This is a genomic window from Curtobacterium sp. MCBD17_034, from assembly GCF_003234515.1.
Taxonomy (GTDB): domain Bacteria; phylum Actinomycetota; class Actinomycetes; order Actinomycetales; family Microbacteriaceae; genus Curtobacterium.
The window spans coordinates 131,294-151,790 of sequence record NZ_QKTN01000006.1; the positions used below are offsets into that span (position 1 = coordinate 131,294).

Here is a 20,497-nt window from a genome sequence, read left to right on the forward strand (position 1 = left end):
GGCTACTTCCCGTACTTCTGCTGGAGCTGGTGCAGCAGGGCCGTGGAGCTCGTCGCCTTCTTCGCGACGAGCTGCTGGAACCCGTTGACCAGGTCGTTGCCGAACTCGGTCGACTTGGTCGGGTAGTCGAGCGACTCGCCCTTCGCCAGCACCGAGTTCGTGAACGCCGCGTACTGGGGGGTGTCCTGGCGGTACTGGCTGATGTACTTCGTGGCGGCCGGGACGTACCCGAGCTTGGTCGTGATGATCGCCTTCTGCGAGTACGAGTCGGTCATCGCGGCGATGACGGCCATGTCGACCGCCTTGTCCTTCGACTTCTGGGCGATGCTGAAGCCACCGCCGTAGGTCGCCACCGTCGACGAGGACGCCGTCTTCCCGGGGAGCGTCGTCAGCGTGTACTTCGTCGACGGGTCACTCGTCTGCATGAAGCCGATGTACCAGGGGCCGGCGTCGGACATGGCGGCGTTCCCCTTGCCGAAGGCCTCGCCGTCCCAGGTCGCCCCGAGCTGCTCGGCGCTCTCGGCGTCGCCGTTCTTGAACATGGTCAACAGTTGGTCGAGCGCCTGCACGTTCTGCTTCGAGTCGATCGTCGTGCCGCCGTGGTAGCCGCCACCGTTCGCGATCATGTACTGCGTCAGGTGGAACAGGTTCTCGAGCAGCACCACGCCGGGCTTGCCCGTCTTCGCCTTGACCTGCGCCGCGGCCGTCGCGATCTCGGCGAGGGTCTTCGGGGTCGAGGTGACGCCCGCCTCCGCGAGCACGTCCTGGTTGTAGGCGTAGCCCGAGTTCTGCAGGTACGACGGCACCGCGTAGAGCTTGCCGCCGATCTTCCAGCCGTTCACGAGCGCCTTCGGGAATGCGCTGAGCTGGACATCGGTCTTCCCGATCACGTCGTCCATCGACGCGATCGCCCCCTCGGTCGCGTACTCGGCGACCGGTGCCGAGTTGTCCCAGAGGGTGATGTCCGGGGCCGTGCCCGCGGCGAACTGCGTCGGCAGCTGGTTCAGCTGGTCGTCGTAGGTCGGGTAGACGTGCGTCTTGATCGTGACGCCGGGCAGTTCCTTCTCGGCGTGCTTGATGATGTCCGACATGTAGGTGTCGACGACGCCGCCGCCGGAGTACCCGACGGTGACGGTGCCCTTGAGGGACGAGCTCGAGCCGGAGCCCGAGCTGCCCGAGCTGCTGCAGCCGGTGAGCACGAGCGCCGCGGCGATGCCGAGCGCTCCCACTCCGGTGACGGTTCGCGTTCGCTTGATCATGATGGGCCTCCTTGCCCTGGCGTGATGACGGGTGGTGCTGCTGGTTCGGGTTCGGGTCAGGCCTGCGCGGTGGCGGCGTCCGCCAGCGGGAGCCAGACGCGCATGGTCGACGGACCGCGCTCGGCCCACTGGTGGTACGGGCGGAGCCGGACGGTTCCGGGGCGCTGCGCGTCGTGCGCGGGCGAGGCGGCGTACGGCCAGTCCCGCTCGGGCGCGTCGACGGCGACCGCGTCGAGCGCCGCGTCGGTGGCGCCGTCCGCGGTCGGCTCGGCCCCCGGGAGGACCTGGATCGCGTCGACGCGATCGGCGTCCTGGTCGATCGACTCAGCGCAGAGCACGAGCGGCCCGCGCTCCACCGCGACCGTCCCGCGGAGCGCGTCGATCCGTTCGTCCGGGGCCACGAGCCGCGGCTGCGTCGGGAGGTCGAGGGTGACGACGTCGCCGGCACGCCAGGCGCGACGGATCGCGACGGACCCGCCGTCGACCGTCTCGGCTCCCTCGCCGGCGTCGACGGTGGCGCTGCCAGCGGCCCAGCCCGGCACGCGGAGGGTCAGGGTCCACGGCTCGGGCGCGTCCTCGGCGACGACGACCCGCACGCGGCCGTCGAGCGGGTAGTCCGTGGCGACCTGGAGGCGGACCGTGCGGCCGTCGGGCAGCGTCGTGTCGATCCGGCCCTCCGCGTACTGGTGCAGTTGCAGGCCGTCGTCGTCCACCGTCGCCACGTACGCGGTGAGGCTGGCGAGGGTGCGCGCGACGTTCGTCGGGCAGCACGACACCGCGAACCACGGCGCACGCTGGCTCGACGCGGCGCGCTCGCTCGGCTCGTCGACCGCGGCCGGGGTGCCGGGCACGTTCCGCTGCAGCGGGTTCACGTAGAAGAACGCGGTGCCCTGCTCGTCCGGGCTCGTCGCGATGACGTTGTACAGCGTCCGCTCGATGAGGTCGGCGTACCGCTCCTCACCGTCGGCGAGCAGGAGCCGCCAGCTGAACATGATCGACCCGACACCGGCGCAGGTCTCGGAGTAGGCCCGATCGGAGGGCAGTTCGAAGTCGTCGCCGAAGGACTCGCCCTCGTGCCGCGACCCCATGCCACCGGTCAGGTACGTGCGGTGCGCGACCGTGTTGTGCCACTGCGTCCGGAGCGCGTCCGACAGCTCGGCGTCGCCCCGGTCCACGGCGAGGTCGACCGCGCCGGCCGCCAGGTAGAGCGCGCGGACCGCGTGGCCACGGAGCACGTCTGCGTCGCGCACGTGCAGGTCGTCGAGGAAGTACGACGCGGGCACGTCGGGATCGTGCAGCGTGCCGTCCCCGCGGCGCTCGATGAACAGCGCCGCCTGCGTCCGGTACCGCTCGTCACCGGTCACGCGGGCGAGCTCCACGAGCGCGACCTCGATCTCCGGGTGGCCGCACACGCGCTGGTCGCCGTCCGCGCCGAAGACGTCACACACGTGGTCGGCCACGCGGATCGCCGCCTCGACGAACGCGTCGCGGCCGGCGGTGCGGGCGCGCGCCACAGCGGCCTGGATCATGTGCCCGGCGCAGTAGAGCTCGTGGCCCCACTCGAGGTCGGACCAGCGCGGCTGCTGCCCCGGGCCTCCGAAGCGCGTGTTGAGGTAGCCGTCCTCCTGCTGGGCTGCGACGACACGGGCCGACAGGTCCTGGAACGTCTGCTCCACCCAGGCATCACCCGAGCGTCCGGACTCCCACGCGAGCGCCTCGAGGAGCTTGTAGATCTCCGAGTCGGCGAACTCCCGGCCTGCGGACGGAGCCTCTCGCCCCTCGGCGGCGCGGTCGAAGTTGCCGACCCAGCCGAGTCGCTCCATCCACTCGAGGCAGTGGCGGAGCGTGGCGCGGGCGTTCGTCGCCTGGCGGTCACCCCAGAAGCCGCCCGTGATCGTGACGTCGGTCATGGGGACGGGGCGGAGGCGGCCCGTCGTCGGCGCGACCACGAGGCCGCGCTGCGAAGTGGGGGTGGTGCTGATGTCGGTCATTCGTGCGTCCTTGCTGCAAATCTCCGGAAAGCTTTACGAACCGTAACTGCCGGGTCTCGATTGCGTCAAGCGGAAAGCTGCCGGTACTGTTTGCGGCAGCGGGTTGCCGGTACTGTTCACGGCAGCGGGGTCGACGCCTGGGGCGGTCGGACAAGAGGGGGCTGCGTGAAGGAACGGCAGAAGGCGGCCACGCTCACGGATGTCGCACGAGCCGCAGGGGTCTCGATCGCCACCGCCTCCCGCGCGCTGAACGGGCGGGGCGAGGTCCGCTCCGAGACCCGCGACCGCGTGTTCGCCGTCGCCGAGCGCCTGTCGTTCCGGCCGAACGTGCTCGCGCAGAACCTGCTCGCCGGCCGCACCGGCACCGTCGGCCTCATCACGTCCGACCTCGAGGGCCGCTTCTCGCTCCCGATCATGATGGGCGCCGAGGACGCGTTCGGCGCCGGTGCCACCCAGATCTTCCTGTGCGACGCCCGTGGCGACACGATCCGTGAACAGCACCACGTCCAGGCGCTGCTGTCGCGCCGGGTCGACGGCCTCATCGTCGTCGGGTCGAGCACCAACCCACGTGCGTCGCTCGGCGACGACCTGCCGGTCCCCGTCGTCTACGCGTACGCACCGTCCGAGGACCCCGCGGCGCTCTCCGTCGTCAGCGACAACGTGCAGGGTGGCCGGGTCGGCATGCAGCACCTCATCGACGCCGGACGACGGCGCATCGCGCACATCACCGGCGAGATCGAGTACCACGCCGCCCGCGACCGCGCGCGCGGTGCCCTCGATGCGCTCGACGACGCGGGCCTCGAACTCGCGGGCGGACGCGTCCTGCACGGCACCTGGAACGAGGCCTGGGGTCGCGGTGCCGCCCGCATGCTCCTCGAGTCCACGCCCGACGTCGACGCGGTCTTCTGCGGCAGCGATCAGATCGCGCGCGGCGTCGTCGACGTGCTCCACGAGCTCGGGCGCGACGTCCCCACCGAGGTCGCCGTGCTCGGCTTCGACAACTGGGGCGTCGTCACACAGAGCTCACGCCCGGAACTGAGCAGCGTCGACATGCAGCTCCAGGAACTCGGCCGCATCGCCGCGAACCGCCTGTTCGCCGCGATCGACGGCCAGGACGACGGCGGGCGTACCGAGGTGCCGTGCCGGCTCGTCGTGCGGGGGTCGACGGCGCCCCTCGGCTGAGCGGAGCGCGGAGCGCGGAGCGCGGAGCGCCGACATGCGCATGCGCACGACAAGTGCGCTTGCGCCCGCATGTGCACTTGTCGTCCGCATGCGCAGCTGCGCCGATCGGCCGTGATCATGGGTACGTCAGTACTCGCCCTTGATCACGAAGAACGAGCCGCGGATCTCGCCCGCGAGCTTCGACCGCTGCCGGGCGAACTTGAACTTCGACGCGAGCTCATCGGGGACGTCCATGCCCTGCGAGAGCTTGAAGCCGACCGCCCGCTTGCCGCCGTCCTCGATGCCGTACATGACGTTGATCGCGAGGCCCGACTCGTAGAACACGTACGTCATCCGGAGGCTGTCGACCACGAAGTCGGTGGCCTCGAGCGGGCGGGACGCGATCACGATGTCGCGCTCCTCAGCGAGGATCCGCGTCACCCGGTCGACCGCGTCGGGGGCCTCGTCTGCCGGGGAGGTGACGAACTCGTGGTCGTACTTGTTCTTGTAGTACCGGGCCTCGTTCGCGCGGAGGCCGGCGAGCGCGTCGGCCACGGGCGAGGACTCGAGACCGGCCGTGCTGACGTCCACGAAGTCGACGACGTTCGACATGCGTTCCTCCTCGTTCGGGTGGGTGGGCACCACGGTAGTGCTGATCCACCAGCGTCGGGGATCATCCACAGACGCAGTAGGGCGCTCCGCGACCGACACCCCATGGACGTCCGGGTGTGGGCGGTGATCGAGCACCGCATCCCCGCGGTGATCATCGCGCTCGTGGACTGAGCGGCACCGCGGCGCCCACCCGGATGGTCTCAGCCCCGCTCGCTCCACAGCAGCCAGACCCGGGCCGCGAGCGCGCGGTAGCGGAGGGCCGGACCGGCCGTCGAGGCATCGAACCAGGCGACGAACTCCTCGTGGATGATCCGCTGGACGTCGTCCACCGACGTCGCGTCCGGCAGGCGCAGCGCGATCGTCTCCGCTTCGGGCCGGTACTCGTCGGTGTTCGTCTCGAACGCGATGCCGACCGGATCCGCCGAGAACAGGATCGACTCGAGCTCGGGCACGAACGCCGCCGGGTCCGGAGTGGGCTGGGGGTGCGACGACCGGGAGGCCCGGAACAGTCCGGCGAGCCCGGACCGCGGGCGCCGTGCGGCTTCCGGCCCGGCTCCTGGCACAGTGGCGGTCGTCGCCTCACGTTCGGGGTCACCCGCCACGGTGTCGGGCGCGAGCGGGTCGCTCGTGCCCGCGATCCGCAGAGCATCGTCCCGCAGCGCAAGCTCGGCGACGAGCAGCAGGTGTACGGAGTACACCCGGGCAGCCTCGGGGAACGCGATGAGCGATGCCGACAGTCCGTCAGCGCACTGCCGGAGCCCGCGGGCGGCCTCCGGCGCGAGGACAACCCCAGCGGACACTTCGGTCGCCCAGCCGAAAATATCCGAGTCGACCATGACGGCGTCCACGAGACCGTACTGTTCGCCGCGTTCCACCGCGTCGGGGAACGGCGCTGCTCGGTGCGCGGCGAGTGCGACATCCAGGTCAGTGCTCATCCGGAGGAGCCGAGTGCGGCGAGCACACCACGCCACGCCTCACCGTGCGCTTCGCCGTGGGGCCCGAGTCGCGGGTCACGACTCGTTGTTGAAGCGGAACTCCACATCGTCCGCGTTCTGTGCCACCGGGACGCCGCTGTCGCCGACCTCGCGGGAGAGGTCCAGGGCTTCCCAGTCTGGCGGCACAGGCAAGGGAGGTGGTGGCAGCACCTCCACCCGAGGGAGGTACGCGCGACCATCTGACCCATGCTTGACAAGGAACGACGCAAATCGAGCGCCGCCCAGCGACGCCAGGTGGAGAACGAGCGCGCGAAGCCACCGGCAGTTAGCGCTCATCTGCCGAGCATCCGACGGAGTGAGTGGTGATGGCAGCCCGACGGGAATGTTACCGCTCACCAAGTAAAAGTATTGCGAGCTGTTAGGTTCCCGCACTAACGGTAAGTCGCTTCGATGAGCGAACAAATCGCGGGTTCGCTTGGCCTGCCAAAACACATCTGAGGCCGCCACCATATCGCCCTCGTACTTCGTGTCGGCCGCTAAAGCTTTCACGAGCGCCCAACGGTCATCATCGGGCAGTTTGCGCAAGTACTTCTTGCTGATGACCTTTGCCACCGCCGGAGCACTTAGTGCAAGCTTCTGGTCGATGGCTAACTCGACGGTTGACTGTAAGACGGAGAAATCCGCAATGAGCTGCAAGACCCAATGCTGGGAAGGGAATTCACCTTCCATCACGACATGCCCAGCAGGTGGGTGATACCAAATGTTCGTCATCTGCCCTCCGCCGGCTCGTCGCATCCGGTCATAAGAGCGTTACGCGTGACGACGAAGTAATTGCAGCGCCGCACTTGCTCTTCAAGACTCCGCCGCCAGCGCGGCCGCGATGGTCTTGAGAGCTTCATCCTTCGTCTGCCCGGTCATGTCCGCAATCATGTTGACCATCATCTCGGCGGTTCGTAACAACAGCGCGACCGCGTATCCCTCAGGCATGTCCGCCAGCAGCTGCTCGAACGCGGCCCGGTCGTTGTGCAGCCTCGCGGTCAACATTGCGATCCCGAGCTGTGCATCAGGATGGTTTGCCATGTGTTGAGCATGCCACTCACACCCGCTAAGCCCAACCTCTCAGATGACGAGAAGCCGAGCCCCGGGTTCTGACGTGACCGTCACGACCGATGTGCCGACATCCTGCCCTGACACACTTCCATCAGCTAGACGTGTGCGTCTGCGGCGTCTCGCACAGAAAGATGCGCATGTTCTTCGTGGCCCGCTACCGGGCACGCCAGGAAAGCAAGCCGTACGACCGGCTCGCCGGACGAGAACCACGAGCAGGTCATGTTTAGGAGTGACGGAACTCCACCACGTCGCCGTCCTGCATCACGTAGTCCTTGCCCTCGATGCGGGCGACCCCACGGGACCGTGCCTCGGCGATCGACCCCGCGGAGCTGAGGTCGTCGAACGAGATCACCTCGGCCTTGATGAAGCCCTTCTCGAAGTCGGTGTGGATGACGCCCGCGGCCTGCGGCGCCTTCCAGCCCTTGCCGATCGTCCAGGCGCGGGACTCCTTGGGACCGGCGGTCAGGAACGTCTGCAGCCCGAGGGTGTCGAACCCGATACGGGCGAGCTGGTCGAGCCCGACAGGCTGGCCTGGTCGACACGAGGCGTCGACCAGGCCAGAGCGGTTCTCTCCTCGGTTCGGCGCCCGAAGAGCGCGTCACGCACCCCGTGTCATCGGGGAGCGTCTCAGGCAGTCGCGGCCGCGCGCGATCCCTGCACGCGCTCGGCGAACGCGTCGATGCGGGCGATGTCATCAGGCGTGAGGACGACGTCCGCCGCGGCCACGTTCTCCGCGACCCGGTTCGCATTGCGCGACCCCGGGATCGGGACGAGGTCGTCGCGCTTCGCGAGGATCCACGCGAGTGACAGCTGCGAGAGCGAGATGCCCTTGTCGTCCGCGATTGCCGACAGCCCCTGGGCGACGGCGACGTTCGCGTCGAAGTGCTCCGGTGCCCACCAGTCGAGCATGTGTCGGATGTCGTCATACGGGTAGTCGGAGCGAGGGCGGACGGCTGCACTCAGGAAGCCGCGCGCCAGCGGCGAGTACGCGACCACACCGATGCCGAGCTCATCGACGACGGGGAAGAGCTCCTCGGACTCTCGGGCGAACACGGAGTACTCGGTCTGGAACGCCGAGATCGGGTGGACGGCGTTCGCCCGGCGGAGCTGCTCGGCATCGGTGTTCGACAGCCCCAGGTAGCGGACCTTCCCAGCCTGGACGAACTCCTGCATCACGCCGACGACGTCCTCCACGGGCACCGCGGGGTCATGGACGTGCTGGTACAGGAGGTCGATCGAGTCGGTGCCGAGGTTCCGGAGGCTCGCCTCGACCACCTCGCGGATGTGCTCCGGGCGCGAGTCCGGCGTGTAGGCACCACGGGCGAAGCCGAACTTCGTCGCGATGGTGACCTCGTCGCGGATCGGAGCGAGGGCGGTTCCGAGCAGGCGTTCGCCGACGCCCCACCCGTACAACTCTGCGGTGTCGAAGTGCGTGACCCCGAGTTCATGCGCGTGCCGGATGGCGGCGGTCGATTCGGTGTCGTCGCTCGGCCCGTAGGCGAACGCCGTGCCCATCGCGCCGTAACCGACAGCACTGACGACCAGACCTTGGTCGCCGAGGATGCGCTGCTGCATGTTGGTTCCTTCCGTGTGGAGAGCAAGTGGTGTCAGTCTACGCCCTTCGTGTCAGACTCTGACACTCTGGGCTCACAGTGCCACGGCAGTAGGATGACCCCGTGAGCGAGACGACGAGCCGGACGGGGTTGCGGGACATCACCCGCGACGCCGTGCGTTCTCGGATCGCCGCGGTGGCCGTCGCTCGATTCGACGCGGAGGGGTTCGACAGCGTGACCGTCGAGCAGATCGCGGCCGAGGTCGGCATCTCCGCCCGGAGCTTCCACCGCTACTTCCCCGCGAAGGAGGACGCGGTGATCGGCGATCCGGCTCGCCACCGAGACGACCTCGCCGACGCGCTCCGCGCCCGACCAGCGGGCGAACCTGTTTGGGACGCGCTCCGCGAAGCGTTCGTCGTGATGCTCGAACGCGGCGGCGCGGACTCCGACGCCGGCCGTCAATCGGTCCGCGTGATGCTGCGCACGCCGTCGCTCCGTGCCCGCAACCTCGAGAAGCACCTGTCCTGGGCCGAGGTACTCGTGCCGCTCACAGCTGAACGCATCGCCCGCGACGACGCTGACCTCCGCGCCCGGACGCTCGTGCACGCCGCGCTCAGCTGCTTCGACGTGGCGATCAGCATCTGGGCCGTGGAGGACACCCCCGGTGTCCTCCCCGTCGATCTGCTTCGCCGGACCTTCGACACGCTCGACGCCAGCTCCTGACGCCGCTCACGGATCTGTGCTCATCCGATCCGCCGGTCGACGTCGGGGAGCTGCCAGGTCCGTGATCAGACGAGCCGGCTGATCGGCCTCGCTACCCGTGCGCGAAGGCCCGCCCCGCGTGACAGTCGCGGCGGTCGCGGTCGTCGAGCCGATCCAGGAGGACCGTGCTGTGCCTCCAGGACCGTTGTGCGCCAGCCTGTCGGGAATGTCCGCCCCACCCCGAGCCGCGGCGCAGGGACCGCGACGTCGACGAGTCCGCGAGGTCGTGGGACCGCCGGCAGGGTGATGCGGCCGCCGCGGCCGTCGGGGGGACCGAGAGCGAACCGTCGCGGTGACCTCGGGGTTGCAAAACCGAGGCAGATGATCCATCCTCCCGGACGAGGGCTGAGCGGAGCGGAGCGGTGATCGCCACTTACACTGATCTGCACAACGTCAGAAGTGGAACCGTCATGCTGCTCTTGTCCACCTGGCTCCTGGGGGCCGCCGTCGGTTTGTGGCTGATGTACGTCGTCATTCGAGCCGCCGTGCTGAACGCCCTGAGCAGTCACTACAAGACCGTTCGGTGGTTCGAGGCGACCGGCGAATGGGACTACAACAAGAGCGGCTCGCTCGCACCGCAGCCCATCCCCGCCTCCGAGCACAAACCCGTCGAGTAGCCCCCCTCGGGGCGTTGGCTGGGCGAGCGGTCCGTCAGGTCTCACCGCAGTCATCGGGCCGGAGCGCCGTCACGCCTCCGCCACGAGTACGACGGACGCCACCAGGACACGACGTCGGGGTCGCGAGGCCGTGTCCCCTCCGGCTCAGTCTCGAACGCGTCGGTCAGCGGTTCGATCGGCCGCCAGCGACCCAGCACACGCACGGGTAGAACGGCGTGGGGCTCGTGTCACGGCGCATGACTAGTTGTTGAAGCGGAACTCCACTGCGGTCCGTACCCAAACACCTTTACCACGACCGAGGCAGTCTGTAATCCGTGAGTCACCCCGGCTAGCACGAAGCCTCCCGTCGATCGGCGGACTCCAAATCGCCAGTACGATGACGATGGATCCTTCACTATCATTCTTCCCTGGAGCAGCGGTGCAACTCATTGTCGACCTGATGTGCGGCCTTCTCGGCGCGGTTTTGCTCGCCGTCGTTTATTACGGTTTTGAGTTCCAGTGGCCCGGCACCTACCGCAACCTTGCAGATACTTTCGGATTGAAGGTTACCCAACGGTTGTGGCGCTTAGTCAGCTTTCGCGCTGGGCCTGTATTTATGGCAGGGATCTTGATATGGACCATCGCACATCGACTGAAGGGATCAGGCTGGCTTGCAGTAACTGTGATGGTCACCATCCACATACTGAGCAGTAACGGGCGAGCGTTCGCGAGAAGTTTCATTCCGGACGACCAGAGGCCGCAATCAACTATGGTAGTTATCACCTCGTGGCTAGTTCCGTGGCCTCTGCGGCGGGAGTCGGGAGCTCCCTGGTTGCACCGTTCGCAAAGGAATATGTTCCAAGCCGCGAATCGCTGGTGGATGGATTTTGGACGGCACTCTTGGTAGCGACGGCAGCGGGTTTCGTGTTGCGAATGGTGGGAACCGATGCCCCGGATCGTAACCCAAACTCACTCGAATACTGGGTTGACCGTGCTGTCCGAGATGCTTCCATCGACACTTTTGACATGCTCTTCAGTACGGCCAGTGCAGCGAGCGCAGACCCACTTCTCGTCAAAGCGTTCGCGATCGTTGAGATTCTCCAGCGGCCCGCTTGGTTCAGGCGCGGAGAGCGACTCCTTGGCTCACTTCGGGGCAGTGGCACCTACGGGATAATGCAGGTAGCTGCTGAGCGACCGATCAGCGACGAAGAGTCCGTTCGGCGGTTCTGTGAAGAGATAGCCGGGAGAAAATTTTTCAAGGTATCAGAACATGGCTACGGATCGGCGCTGTCAAACGAGATCTGGGCGGTCGCTGGCCGCCATAACGGTGACCGACCCTTCCACGACACAGTGGAGCGACTATACGCCAGCTTTCTATACCAGGCCAACTGGGTCCAGCTCGATGCAGATGCTAAGAACGTCGGTATCCTTGAACTTCGCCGCTATGCCGCAGAATGGGGTATTCGAGTTATAACGACATGCGAGCACGTCGACATTTCTTCGAATAGTTGGGGGCATTTCGACAGCGTCTCCCGACCGCACGGGATAACACAAGACGCCTGGTGGACGTTCGAGAGCCGCTGCCCGATCGAGGTCCAGGACATTCAGATTTACGAGTCAGGACGCACCTGTGCACCAGTCGTCCCGCTCCAGGTGAGGGGTTGAAGCGCGATCCCGAAGACCTTCCTCTTCCGGCATCTACTTGCTGTCGCTAGTTGTTGAAGCGGAACTCGACCACGTCGCCGTCCTGCATGACGTAGTCCTTGCCCTCGATCCGGGCGACCCCACGAGACCGTGCCTCGGCGATCGACCCCGCGGCGATGAGGTCGTCGAACGAGATCACCTCGGCCTTGATGAAGCCCTTCTCGAAGTCGGTGTGGATGACGCCCGCGGCCTGCGGCGCCTTCCAGCCCTTGCCGATCGTCCACGCGCGGGACTCCTTGGGACCGGCGGTCAGGAACGTCTGCAGTCCGAGGGTGTCGAACCCGATGCGGGCGAGCTGATCGAGCCCGGACTCCGGCTGCCCGGTGGCCTCGAGGAGCTCCTGCGCCTCGTCCGGCTCGAGGTCGATGAGCTCGGACTCGATCTTGGCGTCGAGGAACACGGCCTGCGCGGGGGCGACGAGCGCGGCGAGCTCCGCCTTGCGGGCGTCGTCGGTGAGCACGGCCTCGTCGACGTTGAACACGAAGATGAACGGCTTGGCCGACAGGAGCCCGAGCTCCTTGATCGGGGCCAGGTCGATGGACGTGGCGGACAGGAGCGTGCCCTGCTCGAGCGCGGCACGGGCCTCCCGAGCGGTCTCGAGGACCGCGGGCTCCGCCTGCTTGAGCTTCACCGTCTTCTCGTACCGCGGCAGGGCGCGGTCGATGGTCTCGATGTCGGCGAGGATGAGCTCGGTGTTGATGACCTCGAGGTCGTCGCGCGGCGAGACCTGGCCGGACACGTGCACGACGTCGTCGTCCGCGAAGCCGCGGACGACCTGCGCGATCGCGTCGGCCTCGCGGATGTTCGCGAGGAACTTGTTGCCGAGACCCTCGCCCTCGCTCGCGCCCTTGACGATGCCCGCGATGTCGACGAACGACACGGGAGCCGGCAGGACCTTCTCCGAGTGGAAGAGGTCCGCGAGCTGCTGCAGGCGCGGGTCCGGCAGGCTGACGACGCCGACGTTCGGCTCGATGGTCGCGAACGGGTAGTTCGCCGCCAGGACCTGGTTCTTCGTCAGGGCGTTGAACAGGGTCGACTTGCCGACGTTCGGGAGTCCGACGATCGCGATGGTGAGTGCCACGACGGACAAGCCTAACGGCGGCGGCAGGGAGGAGCGGCGCGGGCCCGCCCCGCACTTCCGGTCCGGCGGCGGCCGGGAGGGACGGTGCGGGCCCGCCCCGCACCTCCCGATCCGGCGGCGGGCGACGGACGCGGCGTGTGACACGAGGGGATGTCGGAGCGTCGTGCGAGCATGGCGACGTGCCCCTGGACTTCACCGCGATCGACTTCGAGACGGCCAACGGATCGAGCGCCTCGGCGTGTTCGGTCGGACTCGTCAAGGTGCGCGACGGCGTGGTCGTGGAACGGGCCTCCTGGTACATCCGGCCGCCGGTCGGGCACGACGCGTTCCTCGAGTGGAACACGCGGATCCACGGCATCGTCGCCGAGGACGTCATCGACGCCCTCGGCTGGGCCGAACAGTACGTCGAGCTGTGTGCCTTCGCCGGCGAGGACGTCCTGACGGCCCACAACGCCCGGTTCGACATGGGCGTCATCGCGGGCGGGTGCGCGGCCACGGGGATCGACGTCGTGGCCCACCGGCACCTCTGCAGCCTGCAGGTCGCTCGACGCACCTACCAGCTCGAGTCCTACCGGCTCCCGATGGCCGCGGGCGCGGCCGGGTTCGACGGCTTCCGCCACCACGACGCCCTCGCCGACGCCGAGGCCTGCGCCGCGATCATCGTGCACGCTGCCGCGCAGCACGGCGTCGACTCGCTCGAGGGGCTGTCGACGGCCACGAACGCCAAGCTCGGGACGGTCCACGCGCGCACGTCCGAGCCCCGCGGCGACCGCGCGATGGCGTTCGCCGACTGAGTTCCCGCTCGGGTCACCCGCCCGCAGCATGGGCCCGCGGCCGGTGTCGGGGGTCGCTGCCACGCTCGGGGACATGGACGCTCTCCTGCTCGTCGTCGGACTGCTCGTCGGGGCCGCGCTCGGCGCCCTCGTGGCGTGGTCGGTGGTGCGTGGTCGCACCGGCGCCGATCTCGCGACCGCCCGGGCGACGGCCGACGGTCTCCGCGCGCAGCTGGACCGTGCCGTCGCCGACGCTGCCGCGCACGACGCCGAGCGGGCACAGGAGCACGCCGACCGCCTGGCCATGCAGGACGCCCAGTACCGCCGGCAGGTCGAGTCGCTCGAGCGCCGGGCCGCCGAGCTCGAGCACATCGTCTCCCGCATGCACGGTGCCGACACGACGCGGACCGAGCAGGAGTCCCGCGTCCTCACGGCGCTCGGGCCGGTCGCGGCCACGCTCGAGCAGATGCAGCGGACGGTGACGGCGCTCGAGCGCAGCCGTGGGGAGCAGTACGGCGCGCTGTCGGCACAGCTCCGTGCCGCGGTCGAGTCGGAGGAGCGACTGCGCGCCACCGCCGAGACCCTCGCGAGCGCGTTGTCGTCGAACAGCACCCGCGGCGTGTGGGGCGAGACCCAGCTGCGGAACGTGGTCGAGGCCGCGGGGCTGTTGGAACGGGTCGACTTCGACGTCCAGTCGAGCGTCACCACGACCGCGGGGGCAGCCCGTCCGGACATGGTCGTGCACCTGCCGGGCGGCAAGACGATCGCCGTCGACGCCAAGGTGCCGTTCAGCGCCTACCTTGAGGCCACGAGCATCCCCGAGACCGCCACGGGCGAGGCCGCCGCCCGACGCCAGGCACTGCTCGACCAGCACGTGCGCGCCGTCCGCGCCCACGTCGACGCCCTGGCCGCGCGTGAGTACTGGTCCGGGTACGACGCCTCACCGGAGCTGACGATCGCGTTCATCCCGTCCGAGTCACTGGTGTCGAGTGCACTGGCCGCGGATCCGGGGCTGCTCGATCACGCGTTCCGGAAGCGGATCGCACTCGCCTCGCCGGTGACGCTGTGGTCGGTCCTCAAGACCGTCGCGTTCAGCTGGCAGCAGGACGTCGTCACCCTGGAGGCCCGCGAGCTGTTCCGCGTGTCCCGCGAGCTGTACGGGCGGCTCGCGACGATGGCCGGGCACGTGGACAAGCTCGGTCGGACGATCCGCGGGACCGTGGTCGACTACAACCGCTTCGTCGGTTCGCTCGAGCGGCAGGTGCTGCCGTCGGCCCGTCGCCTGTCGCTGCTCGACGAGGCCAAGGTGATCGCCGAACCCACCCCCGTCGAGGACGAGCCCCGCCTGCTCACCGCGCCGGAACTCGTCGCCGCGGTCGACGACGACTGACAGCGACCGGCCACCGGCGACGGCGACGGGTCGCTGAGCTCGGTGAGATCGCAGTTGTTGCCGTTCCGACGGTGGTCAGAACGGCAACAGGTGCGATCCCGCGAGGGGGTGGGGGTCAGAACCACTTCTCGACGCGGTGGTCGGCCTGGATCCGGCGGACCGTGCCGGAGTGCGAACGGAGCACGATCGAGTCGGTGTGGATGACACCGCGGGAGCGACGGACGCCGTCGACGAGCACGCCGTCGGTGACACCCGTGGCCACGAAGAACGTGTTGTCGCCCGTGACCAGGTCGTCCTGGTCGAGCACGCGGTCGAGGTCGTGCCCGGCGTCCATGGCCTTCTGCCGCTCGTCGTCGTCCTTGGGCTGCAGCTGCCCAAGGATCACGCCGCCGAGCGCCTTGATCGCGCAGGCGGTGATGATGCCCTCGGGCGTCCCGCCGACACCGACGCACATGTCGATCTTCGATCCGGGCATCGCCGCAGAGATCCCGCCGGCGACGTCACCGTCGAGCAACAGCCGCGTGCCGGCACCCGCCGCGCGGATCTGCCGGATGAGCTCTTCGTGCCGGGGACGGTCCAGGACGGCGATCTGCATGTCCTCGATGTCCTTGTGCTTCGCCTTCGCCAGCGCACGGATGTTCTCGCCGACGGGCTTGTGCAGGTCGAGGACCCCGCGCCCCTCGGGGCCGGCCGCGATCTTGTTCATGTAGAACACCGCCGACGGGTCGTACATCGACCCGCGATCCGACACCGCCATCACCGAGATCGCGTTCTGCCGCCCGGCCGCGGTGAGCGAGGTGCCGTCGATCGGGTCCACCGCGATGTCACACGCGGGTCCGTGCCCGTTGCCGACGTGCTCGCCGTTGAACAGCATGGGCGCCTGGTCCTTCTCGCCCTCACCGATCACGACGACGCCGTCGAAGTTGACCGTGCCGAGGAACTTGCGCATCGCGTCGACCGCGGCACCGTCGGCGAGGTTCTTCTCACCCCGCCCCACCCACGGCTGCGCGCGGATCGCCGCCGCCTCGGTCGCACGCACGAGCTCGAGCGCCAGGTTGCGGTCGGGCTGGAGGAACAGGGCACCGGTGTCAGTCGCATTCACCCGTCCAGCGTACCGAGCCGCTTCCCAGTGGACGTTCGGGCGTCCCAGAGCTGAGCGACAGCTGTCGTCCGGAGCCGGAGGCGCGCCGGGCGGGAGGCCGCCCTCGACCACCTGTGACCGGCCTCCCGGCCCCTGGCTACGATCGTGGACGGATCGACACGTCGAAGGAGAGCCGAGATGCCCATCGCAACCCCCGAGCAGTACGCCGAGATGATCGACCGCGCGAAGGCCGGCAAGTTCGCGTACCCGGCCGTGAACGTCTCGTCGTCGCAGACGATCAACGCCGTCCTGCAGGGCCTGACCGAGGCGGGGTCGGACGGCATCATCCAGGTGACGACGGGCGGTGCCGACTACTTCGCCGGCCACACGGTCAAGAACCGGGCCGCCGGCGCGCTGGCCATGGCGGCGTTCGCGCACGAGGTCGCCAAGAACTACCCGATCACGGTGGCGCTCCACACCGACCACTGCCCCAAGGACGCGCTCGACTCGTTCGTCCTGCCGCTCATCCAGGCGAGCGAGGACGAGATCCGGCAGGGCCGCGACCCGATCTTCCAGTCCCACATGTGGGACGGTTCGGCGATCCCCCTCGACGAGAACCTCGAGATCGCGAAGACGATGATCCAGAAGACCCGCAACATCAACGCGATCCTCGAGGTCGAGATCGGCGTCGTCGGCGGCGAGGAGGACGGCGTCAAGCACGAGGGCACGAACGAGGCCCTGTACACGACGCTCGGCGATGTCGAGAAGGCCGTCGAGGCGCTCGGCATGGGCGACGAGGGCCGGTGGATCGCCGCGCTGACGTTCGGCAACGTGCACGGCGTCTACAAGCCGGGCAACGTCAAGCTCCGTCCGGAGCTCCTCGGCGAGATCCAGCGCGGCATCGCCGAGCACCACGGCACCGGTCAGAACCCGCTCGACCTCGTGTTCCACGGCGGCTCCGGGTCGTCCGACGACGAGATCCACGAGGCCGTGTCGAACGGCGTCATCAAGATGAACATCGACACCGACACGCAGTACGCGTTCACGCGCGACATCGCCGACTCGATGTTCACGAACTACACCGGCGTGCTCAAGGTCGACGGCGAGGTCGGGAACAAGAAGCAGTACGACCCGCGGGCCTGGGGCAAGAAGGCCGAGACCGCCATGGCCGCCCGCGTCGTCCAGGCGGCGAAGGTGCTCGGGTCGGCCGGACAGTCCCAGAGCTGAGCGTGACCGACCCCGACGCCCTCGTCCCCGACTTCGCGTCGTTCGTCGTCGACGCGCCCACGGCCCTCCACGCCGCCGACGCTGCGGCCCGCCGGCTCGTGGCGGCCGGGTTCACACAGCTCGACGAGCTCGACGACTGGCCGACCGACGCCGGCGCGTACGTCGTCGTGCGCGACGGCGCCGTCATCGCATGGCGACTGCCGGCGAGCGCGACGCCCACCACCCCGTTCCGGATCGTCGGCGCCCACACGGACTCCCCCGGGTTCCGCGTCAAGCCGAACCCGGTGGTCCGGAACGCGGGGTGGGAGCAACTCGACGTCGAGGTGTACGGCGGACCGATCCTCTCGACCTGGTTCGACCGCGACCTCCGCATCGCCGGACGCGCGGTCCTCGCCGACGGCAGCACGACCCTCGTGGCGACCGAGGCCGTCGCGCGCATCCCCAACCTGGCCATCCACCTGGACCGCGGGGTGAACGAGGGCACGGCGATCGACCGACAGCGACACGTGCTGCCCGTGGTCGGTACCGACGGCGGCACCCTCGGCGGGCCGGACGTCGTCGAGTGGCTCCGCGCCCGGATCCCCGGCGACGTCGTGGCCTGGGACCTGTTCCTCGCCGACACGCAGGCCCCGGCCCGCATCGGCATCGACGGCGCGTTCCTGGCGTCCGGGCGCATGGACAACCTGACGAGCGTGCACGCCGGGCTCAGTGGGGTCATCGCGGCGCCGGGGGACGCCGACCACGTCCCCGTGTTCGCGGCGTTCGACCACGAGGAAGTGGGCTCCGCAACCCCGTCGGGTGCGTCCGGACCCTTCCTCGAGGACGTCCTGCGCCGTGTCCAGGCCGGACTCGGCGCGACGGTCGGCGAGGCGGCGCGGGCGTTCCGCGCGTCGTGGCTGCTCTCGAGCGACGCCGGACACCTGGTGCACCCGAACCACGGCGAGAAGCACGACCCGGCGAACCGGCCCCGACCGGGCGCGGGTCCGTTGCTCAAGATCAGCGCGAACCAGCGGTACATGACCGACGCCCGGGGCGAGGCCGTGTTCGCCGCCGCATGCGCCGCGGCCGGCGTCGCGTACCAGCCCTTCGTCAACCACAACGGCATCCCCGGCGGCTCGACCATCGGTCCGCTCGCCGCGACCCGGCTCGGGATCCCCACCGTGGACATCGGCGTCGGGCTGCTGTCCATGCACTCGGCGCGGGAGCTCGTGCACGTGGACGACCTCGCGGCCCTCCACGCGGCGGTGGGCGCGTTCCTGGTCGACTGAGGCCGGCGCGGTCCGGCCGCTGATCGGCGCGGTGCGGCCACCGGATCGGTGACGCTCGGCCGCCGCTCCGTGGCGCTCGGTCAGAGCCCGCTGTGCGTGACCATCCAGGTGACGTACGCGGGGTCGTGCGCGAGCACGACGACGTAGACGACGACCGAGAACGCCCCGGCGACCGCACCACCGACGAGCGGCACCCAGAACGTGACCCGGCGACGGCGGAGGCGCGCCACCGACCACCACACCGTGCCGATCAACAACACGAGGTCCACGACGGCGCACAGCGCGCTCGCGGGCACGAGCGCCTCCGGGTGGGCGAGTTCGGTGTAGCGCGCGGCGATCTGGTCGGCGATGGTCGCGGCGGTGTGACTGATGCCGAAGAGCTGCTGCACGACGGTCGTGAACCCGAACGCCAGCAGCAGCACCGTCAGAAGCAGGTCTCCGGCGGACGCGCCGAACCGGCCGGACGTCGGCACCGCGGAACGGGATCGCCCCGGTGCACGGCCGGGAGGCCCGACCCGGCCCACCGGAACCGGCCTTCGTTGGTCGTCGGCCTCAGCCCGGCGGCGTTCCGCCGCCTCGCGTTCACCGCGTGCGCGCTCGACCTCGACCGGATTGACCCAGCCCTCGGGCGCGTACTCGCCGTACTGCGGGGCGGGCCGACCGACGGTGCGGCCGGCAGCGTCGGCCGGATCCGGACGGCGTTCGGGAGTGGGACCATCGCCGGACGCGGGAGGGGCCTCCCGGCCGACGGGATCGGAGGGCCGACCGCCGGACGCGGGAGGGGCCTCCCGGCCGTCGGTCGCGTCGCTCACCGGGTACGGCCACCCAGGGCGCGCGCGTCGCGCTGTCCCGTCGCGTCCGTGCGGAGCTCCTTCGGCAGCGAGAACATGAGGTCCTCGTGCGCGGTGACGACCTCGTCCACCGTGCCGAAGCCGGCGTCCGCGAGCTGTTCGAGCACCTCGCGCACCAGGACCTCGGGGACGGAGGCGCCGGAGGTGACGCCCACGGTCTGCACGCCGTCGAGCCACTCCTGTTGGATCTCCTCGGCGTAGTCGACGCGGTGCGCGGCCTTGGCACCGTGCTCGAGCGCGACCTCGACCAGGCGGACGCTGTTCGACGAGTTCGCGGAGCCGACGACGATCACCAGGTCGGCGTCGGCCGCCACCTTCTTGATCGCGACCTGGCGGTTCTGCGTGGCATAGCAGATGTCGTCGGACGGCGGGTTCTCGATGAGCGGGAACTTCTCGCGCAGCAGGCGGACCGTCTCCATCGTCTCGTCGACGCTCAGCGTGGTCTGCGAGAGCCAGACGAGGTTCGTCGGGTCCGGGACCTCGAGCGCGGCGACGTCCTCCGGGCCGTTGACGAGGATCGTGCGCTCCGGGGCGTGCCCCATCGTGCCCTCGACCTCTTCGTGTCCGGCGTGACCGATGAGGATGATCGTGCGGTCGGCCTTGGCGAACCGCAGGGCCTCGCGGTGGACCTTCGTGACGAGCGGGCAGGTCGCGTCGATCGCGTGGAGGTCGCGGTCGGCCGCCCCCTGCACGACCGCGGGCGAGACCCCGTGGGCGCTGAAGACGACGTGCGCGCCGTGCGGGACCTCGGCGACGTCGTCGACGAACACGGCGCCCGCCTGTTCGAGCGTCGACACGACGTGGACGTTGTGGACGATCTGCTTGCGGACGTACACGGGCTGCCCGTACTGCTCGAGCGCCTTCTCGACCGCGATGACGGCTCGGTCGACCCCGGCGCAGTACCCGCGAGGGGCGGCGAGGAGGACCTTCTTGGTGCCGGCGACCGGTTCGTCCCGGAGTCGGCCGCGTGCCGCCGGGACGCGGGGCGGCGCGAGCTGCACGGTGCGTCCGTTGGTGATCGTCACGCATCGATCCTAGGTGCCGACGCTGACACGTCCCCTGGGCGTCCGCCCTGGGCGGAACCGGTGTGGAGGAACGCCCCGGACGACCGGGACCGTCCGGGGCACGGGGGATGATGGAGAC

19 protein-coding genes and 1 pseudogene are annotated in these 20,497 nt (G+C 69.2%); 8 read left to right on the forward strand and 12 right to left on the reverse strand.

Annotated features, from left to right (window positions below; all coding sequences use genetic code 11):
- Nucleotides 1-2: 2 nt before the first annotated feature.
- Both DEI92_RS12110 and DEI92_RS12115 read right to left on the reverse strand, forming a co-directional pair.
- Nucleotides 3-1,259: an ABC transporter substrate-binding protein gene (locus DEI92_RS12110; protein WP_111013663.1), complete on the reverse strand. Its 1,257-nt coding sequence runs from the start codon at nucleotides 1,257-1,259 to the stop codon at nucleotides 3-5.
- 56 nt (nucleotides 1,260-1,315) lie between these two features.
- Nucleotides 1,316-3,250, reverse strand: a complete 1,935-nt coding sequence (locus DEI92_RS12115; RefSeq protein ID WP_111013664.1) for a glycoside hydrolase family 127 protein — start codon at nucleotides 3,248-3,250, stop codon at nucleotides 1,316-1,318.
- 165 nt (nucleotides 3,251-3,415) lie between these two features.
- On the opposite strand from DEI92_RS12115, the gene DEI92_RS12120 reads away from it, so the two are divergent.
- Complete coding sequence (locus DEI92_RS12120; protein ID WP_111013665.1) at nucleotides 3,416-4,432, forward strand: LacI family DNA-binding transcriptional regulator; 1,017 nt, start codon at nucleotides 3,416-3,418, stop codon at nucleotides 4,430-4,432.
- Between the two features lie 126 nt (nucleotides 4,433-4,558).
- Here the strand turns inward: DEI92_RS12120 and DEI92_RS12125 are convergent, their stop codons facing one another.
- From DEI92_RS12125 to DEI92_RS12145, 6 genes and pseudogenes are all read right to left on the reverse strand, one after another.
- Nucleotides 4,559-5,023, reverse strand: coding sequence for a phage tail protein (locus tag DEI92_RS12125; protein ID WP_111013695.1), 465 nt, complete (start codon nucleotides 5,021-5,023; stop codon nucleotides 4,559-4,561).
- 200 nt (nucleotides 5,024-5,223) lie between these two features.
- Nucleotides 5,224-5,958 (reverse strand): hypothetical protein, encoded by a 735-nt coding sequence (locus DEI92_RS16700; protein ID WP_220037496.1) that lies wholly within the window; start codon nucleotides 5,956-5,958, stop codon nucleotides 5,224-5,226.
- A gap of 75 nt (nucleotides 5,959-6,033) precedes the next feature.
- Nucleotides 6,034-6,729 (reverse strand): hypothetical protein, encoded by a 696-nt coding sequence (locus DEI92_RS16335; protein WP_146249152.1) that lies wholly within the window; start codon nucleotides 6,727-6,729, stop codon nucleotides 6,034-6,036.
- Between the two features lie 81 nt (nucleotides 6,730-6,810).
- On the reverse strand, nucleotides 6,811-7,038 hold the full coding sequence (locus DEI92_RS12135) for a hypothetical protein (RefSeq protein ID WP_111048182.1): 228 nt from the start codon (nucleotides 7,036-7,038) through the stop codon (nucleotides 6,811-6,813).
- 253 nt (nucleotides 7,039-7,291) lie between these two features.
- Nucleotides 7,292-7,588 (reverse strand): annotated as a pseudogene (locus DEI92_RS12140) (DUF933 domain-containing protein); the annotation flags it as partial.
- Nucleotides 7,589-7,695: 107 nt separating this feature from the next.
- Entirely contained in the window at nucleotides 7,696-8,643 is a 948-nt protein-coding gene (locus tag DEI92_RS12145) for an aldo/keto reductase (RefSeq protein ID WP_111013667.1), read from the reverse strand.
- A 101-nt stretch (nucleotides 8,644-8,744) separates the two neighbouring features.
- Here DEI92_RS12145 and DEI92_RS12150 point away from each other — a divergent pair, with 101 nt between their 5' ends.
- The 3 genes from DEI92_RS12150 to DEI92_RS16340 all read left to right on the forward strand — a co-directional run bounded on the left by DEI92_RS12150 (nucleotide 8,745) and on the right by DEI92_RS16340 (nucleotide 11,644).
- The gene (locus DEI92_RS12150; protein WP_111013668.1) at nucleotides 8,745-9,344 is read left to right on the forward strand and encodes a TetR family transcriptional regulator; all 600 of its coding nucleotides are present in this window, start codon (nucleotides 8,745-8,747) and stop codon (nucleotides 9,342-9,344) included.
- Nucleotides 9,345-9,793: 449 nt separating this feature from the next.
- Nucleotides 9,794-10,000 carry a hypothetical protein gene (locus tag DEI92_RS12155; RefSeq protein ID WP_111013669.1) on the forward strand — a complete coding sequence of 69 codons (207 nt, stop codon included), beginning with the start codon at nucleotides 9,794-9,796 and terminating at the stop codon, nucleotides 9,998-10,000.
- Between the two features lie 1,005 nt (nucleotides 10,001-11,005).
- Entirely contained in the window at nucleotides 11,006-11,644 is a 639-nt protein-coding gene (locus tag DEI92_RS16340; protein WP_146249153.1) for a hypothetical protein, read from the forward strand.
- Nucleotides 11,645-11,690: 46 nt separating this feature from the next.
- Here DEI92_RS16340 and ychF read toward each other — a convergent pair whose 3' ends face one another.
- Complete coding sequence (gene ychF / locus DEI92_RS12160; protein ID WP_111010887.1) at nucleotides 11,691-12,764, reverse strand: redox-regulated ATPase YchF; 1,074 nt, start codon at nucleotides 12,762-12,764, stop codon at nucleotides 11,691-11,693.
- Between the two features lie 179 nt (nucleotides 12,765-12,943).
- Here ychF and DEI92_RS12165 point away from each other — a divergent pair, with 179 nt between their 5' ends.
- On the forward strand, nucleotides 12,944-13,558 hold the full coding sequence (locus tag DEI92_RS12165; protein ID WP_111013670.1) for an exonuclease domain-containing protein: 615 nt from the start codon (nucleotides 12,944-12,946) through the stop codon (nucleotides 13,556-13,558).
- Between the two features lie 73 nt (nucleotides 13,559-13,631).
- Complete coding sequence (locus DEI92_RS12170) at nucleotides 13,632-14,927, forward strand: DNA recombination protein RmuC (RefSeq protein ID WP_111013696.1); 1,296 nt, start codon at nucleotides 13,632-13,634, stop codon at nucleotides 14,925-14,927.
- Between the two features lie 115 nt (nucleotides 14,928-15,042).
- On the opposite strand, the gene glpX is transcribed toward DEI92_RS12170, so the two are convergent.
- Nucleotides 15,043-16,029, reverse strand: a complete 987-nt coding sequence (gene glpX, locus DEI92_RS12175) for a class II fructose-bisphosphatase (protein ID WP_111010889.1) — start codon at nucleotides 16,027-16,029, stop codon at nucleotides 15,043-15,045.
- 177 nt (nucleotides 16,030-16,206) lie between these two features.
- On the opposite strand from glpX, the gene fbaA reads away from it, so the two are divergent.
- Nucleotides 16,207-17,235, forward strand: coding sequence for a class II fructose-bisphosphate aldolase (fbaA, locus tag DEI92_RS12180; RefSeq protein WP_111010890.1), 1,029 nt, complete (start codon nucleotides 16,207-16,209; stop codon nucleotides 17,233-17,235).
- 2 nt (nucleotides 17,236-17,237) lie between these two features.
- A complete protein-coding gene (locus tag DEI92_RS12185) occupies nucleotides 17,238-18,503 on the forward strand; it encodes a M18 family aminopeptidase (protein WP_111013671.1) in 1,266 nt (421 codons plus the stop codon).
- An 80-nt stretch (nucleotides 18,504-18,583) separates the two neighbouring features.
- Here the strand turns inward: DEI92_RS12185 and DEI92_RS16705 are convergent, their stop codons facing one another.
- Nucleotides 18,584-19,315, reverse strand: coding sequence for a DUF6264 family protein (locus DEI92_RS16705; protein WP_111048184.1), 732 nt, complete (start codon nucleotides 19,313-19,315; stop codon nucleotides 18,584-18,586).
- On the reverse strand, nucleotides 19,312-20,379 hold the full coding sequence (locus tag DEI92_RS12195; protein ID WP_111010893.1) for a 4-hydroxy-3-methylbut-2-enyl diphosphate reductase: 1,068 nt from the start codon (nucleotides 20,377-20,379) through the stop codon (nucleotides 19,312-19,314). The genes DEI92_RS16705 and DEI92_RS12195 overlap by 4 nt, the downstream gene beginning before the upstream one ends.
- Nucleotides 20,380-20,497: the final 118 nt, after the last annotated feature.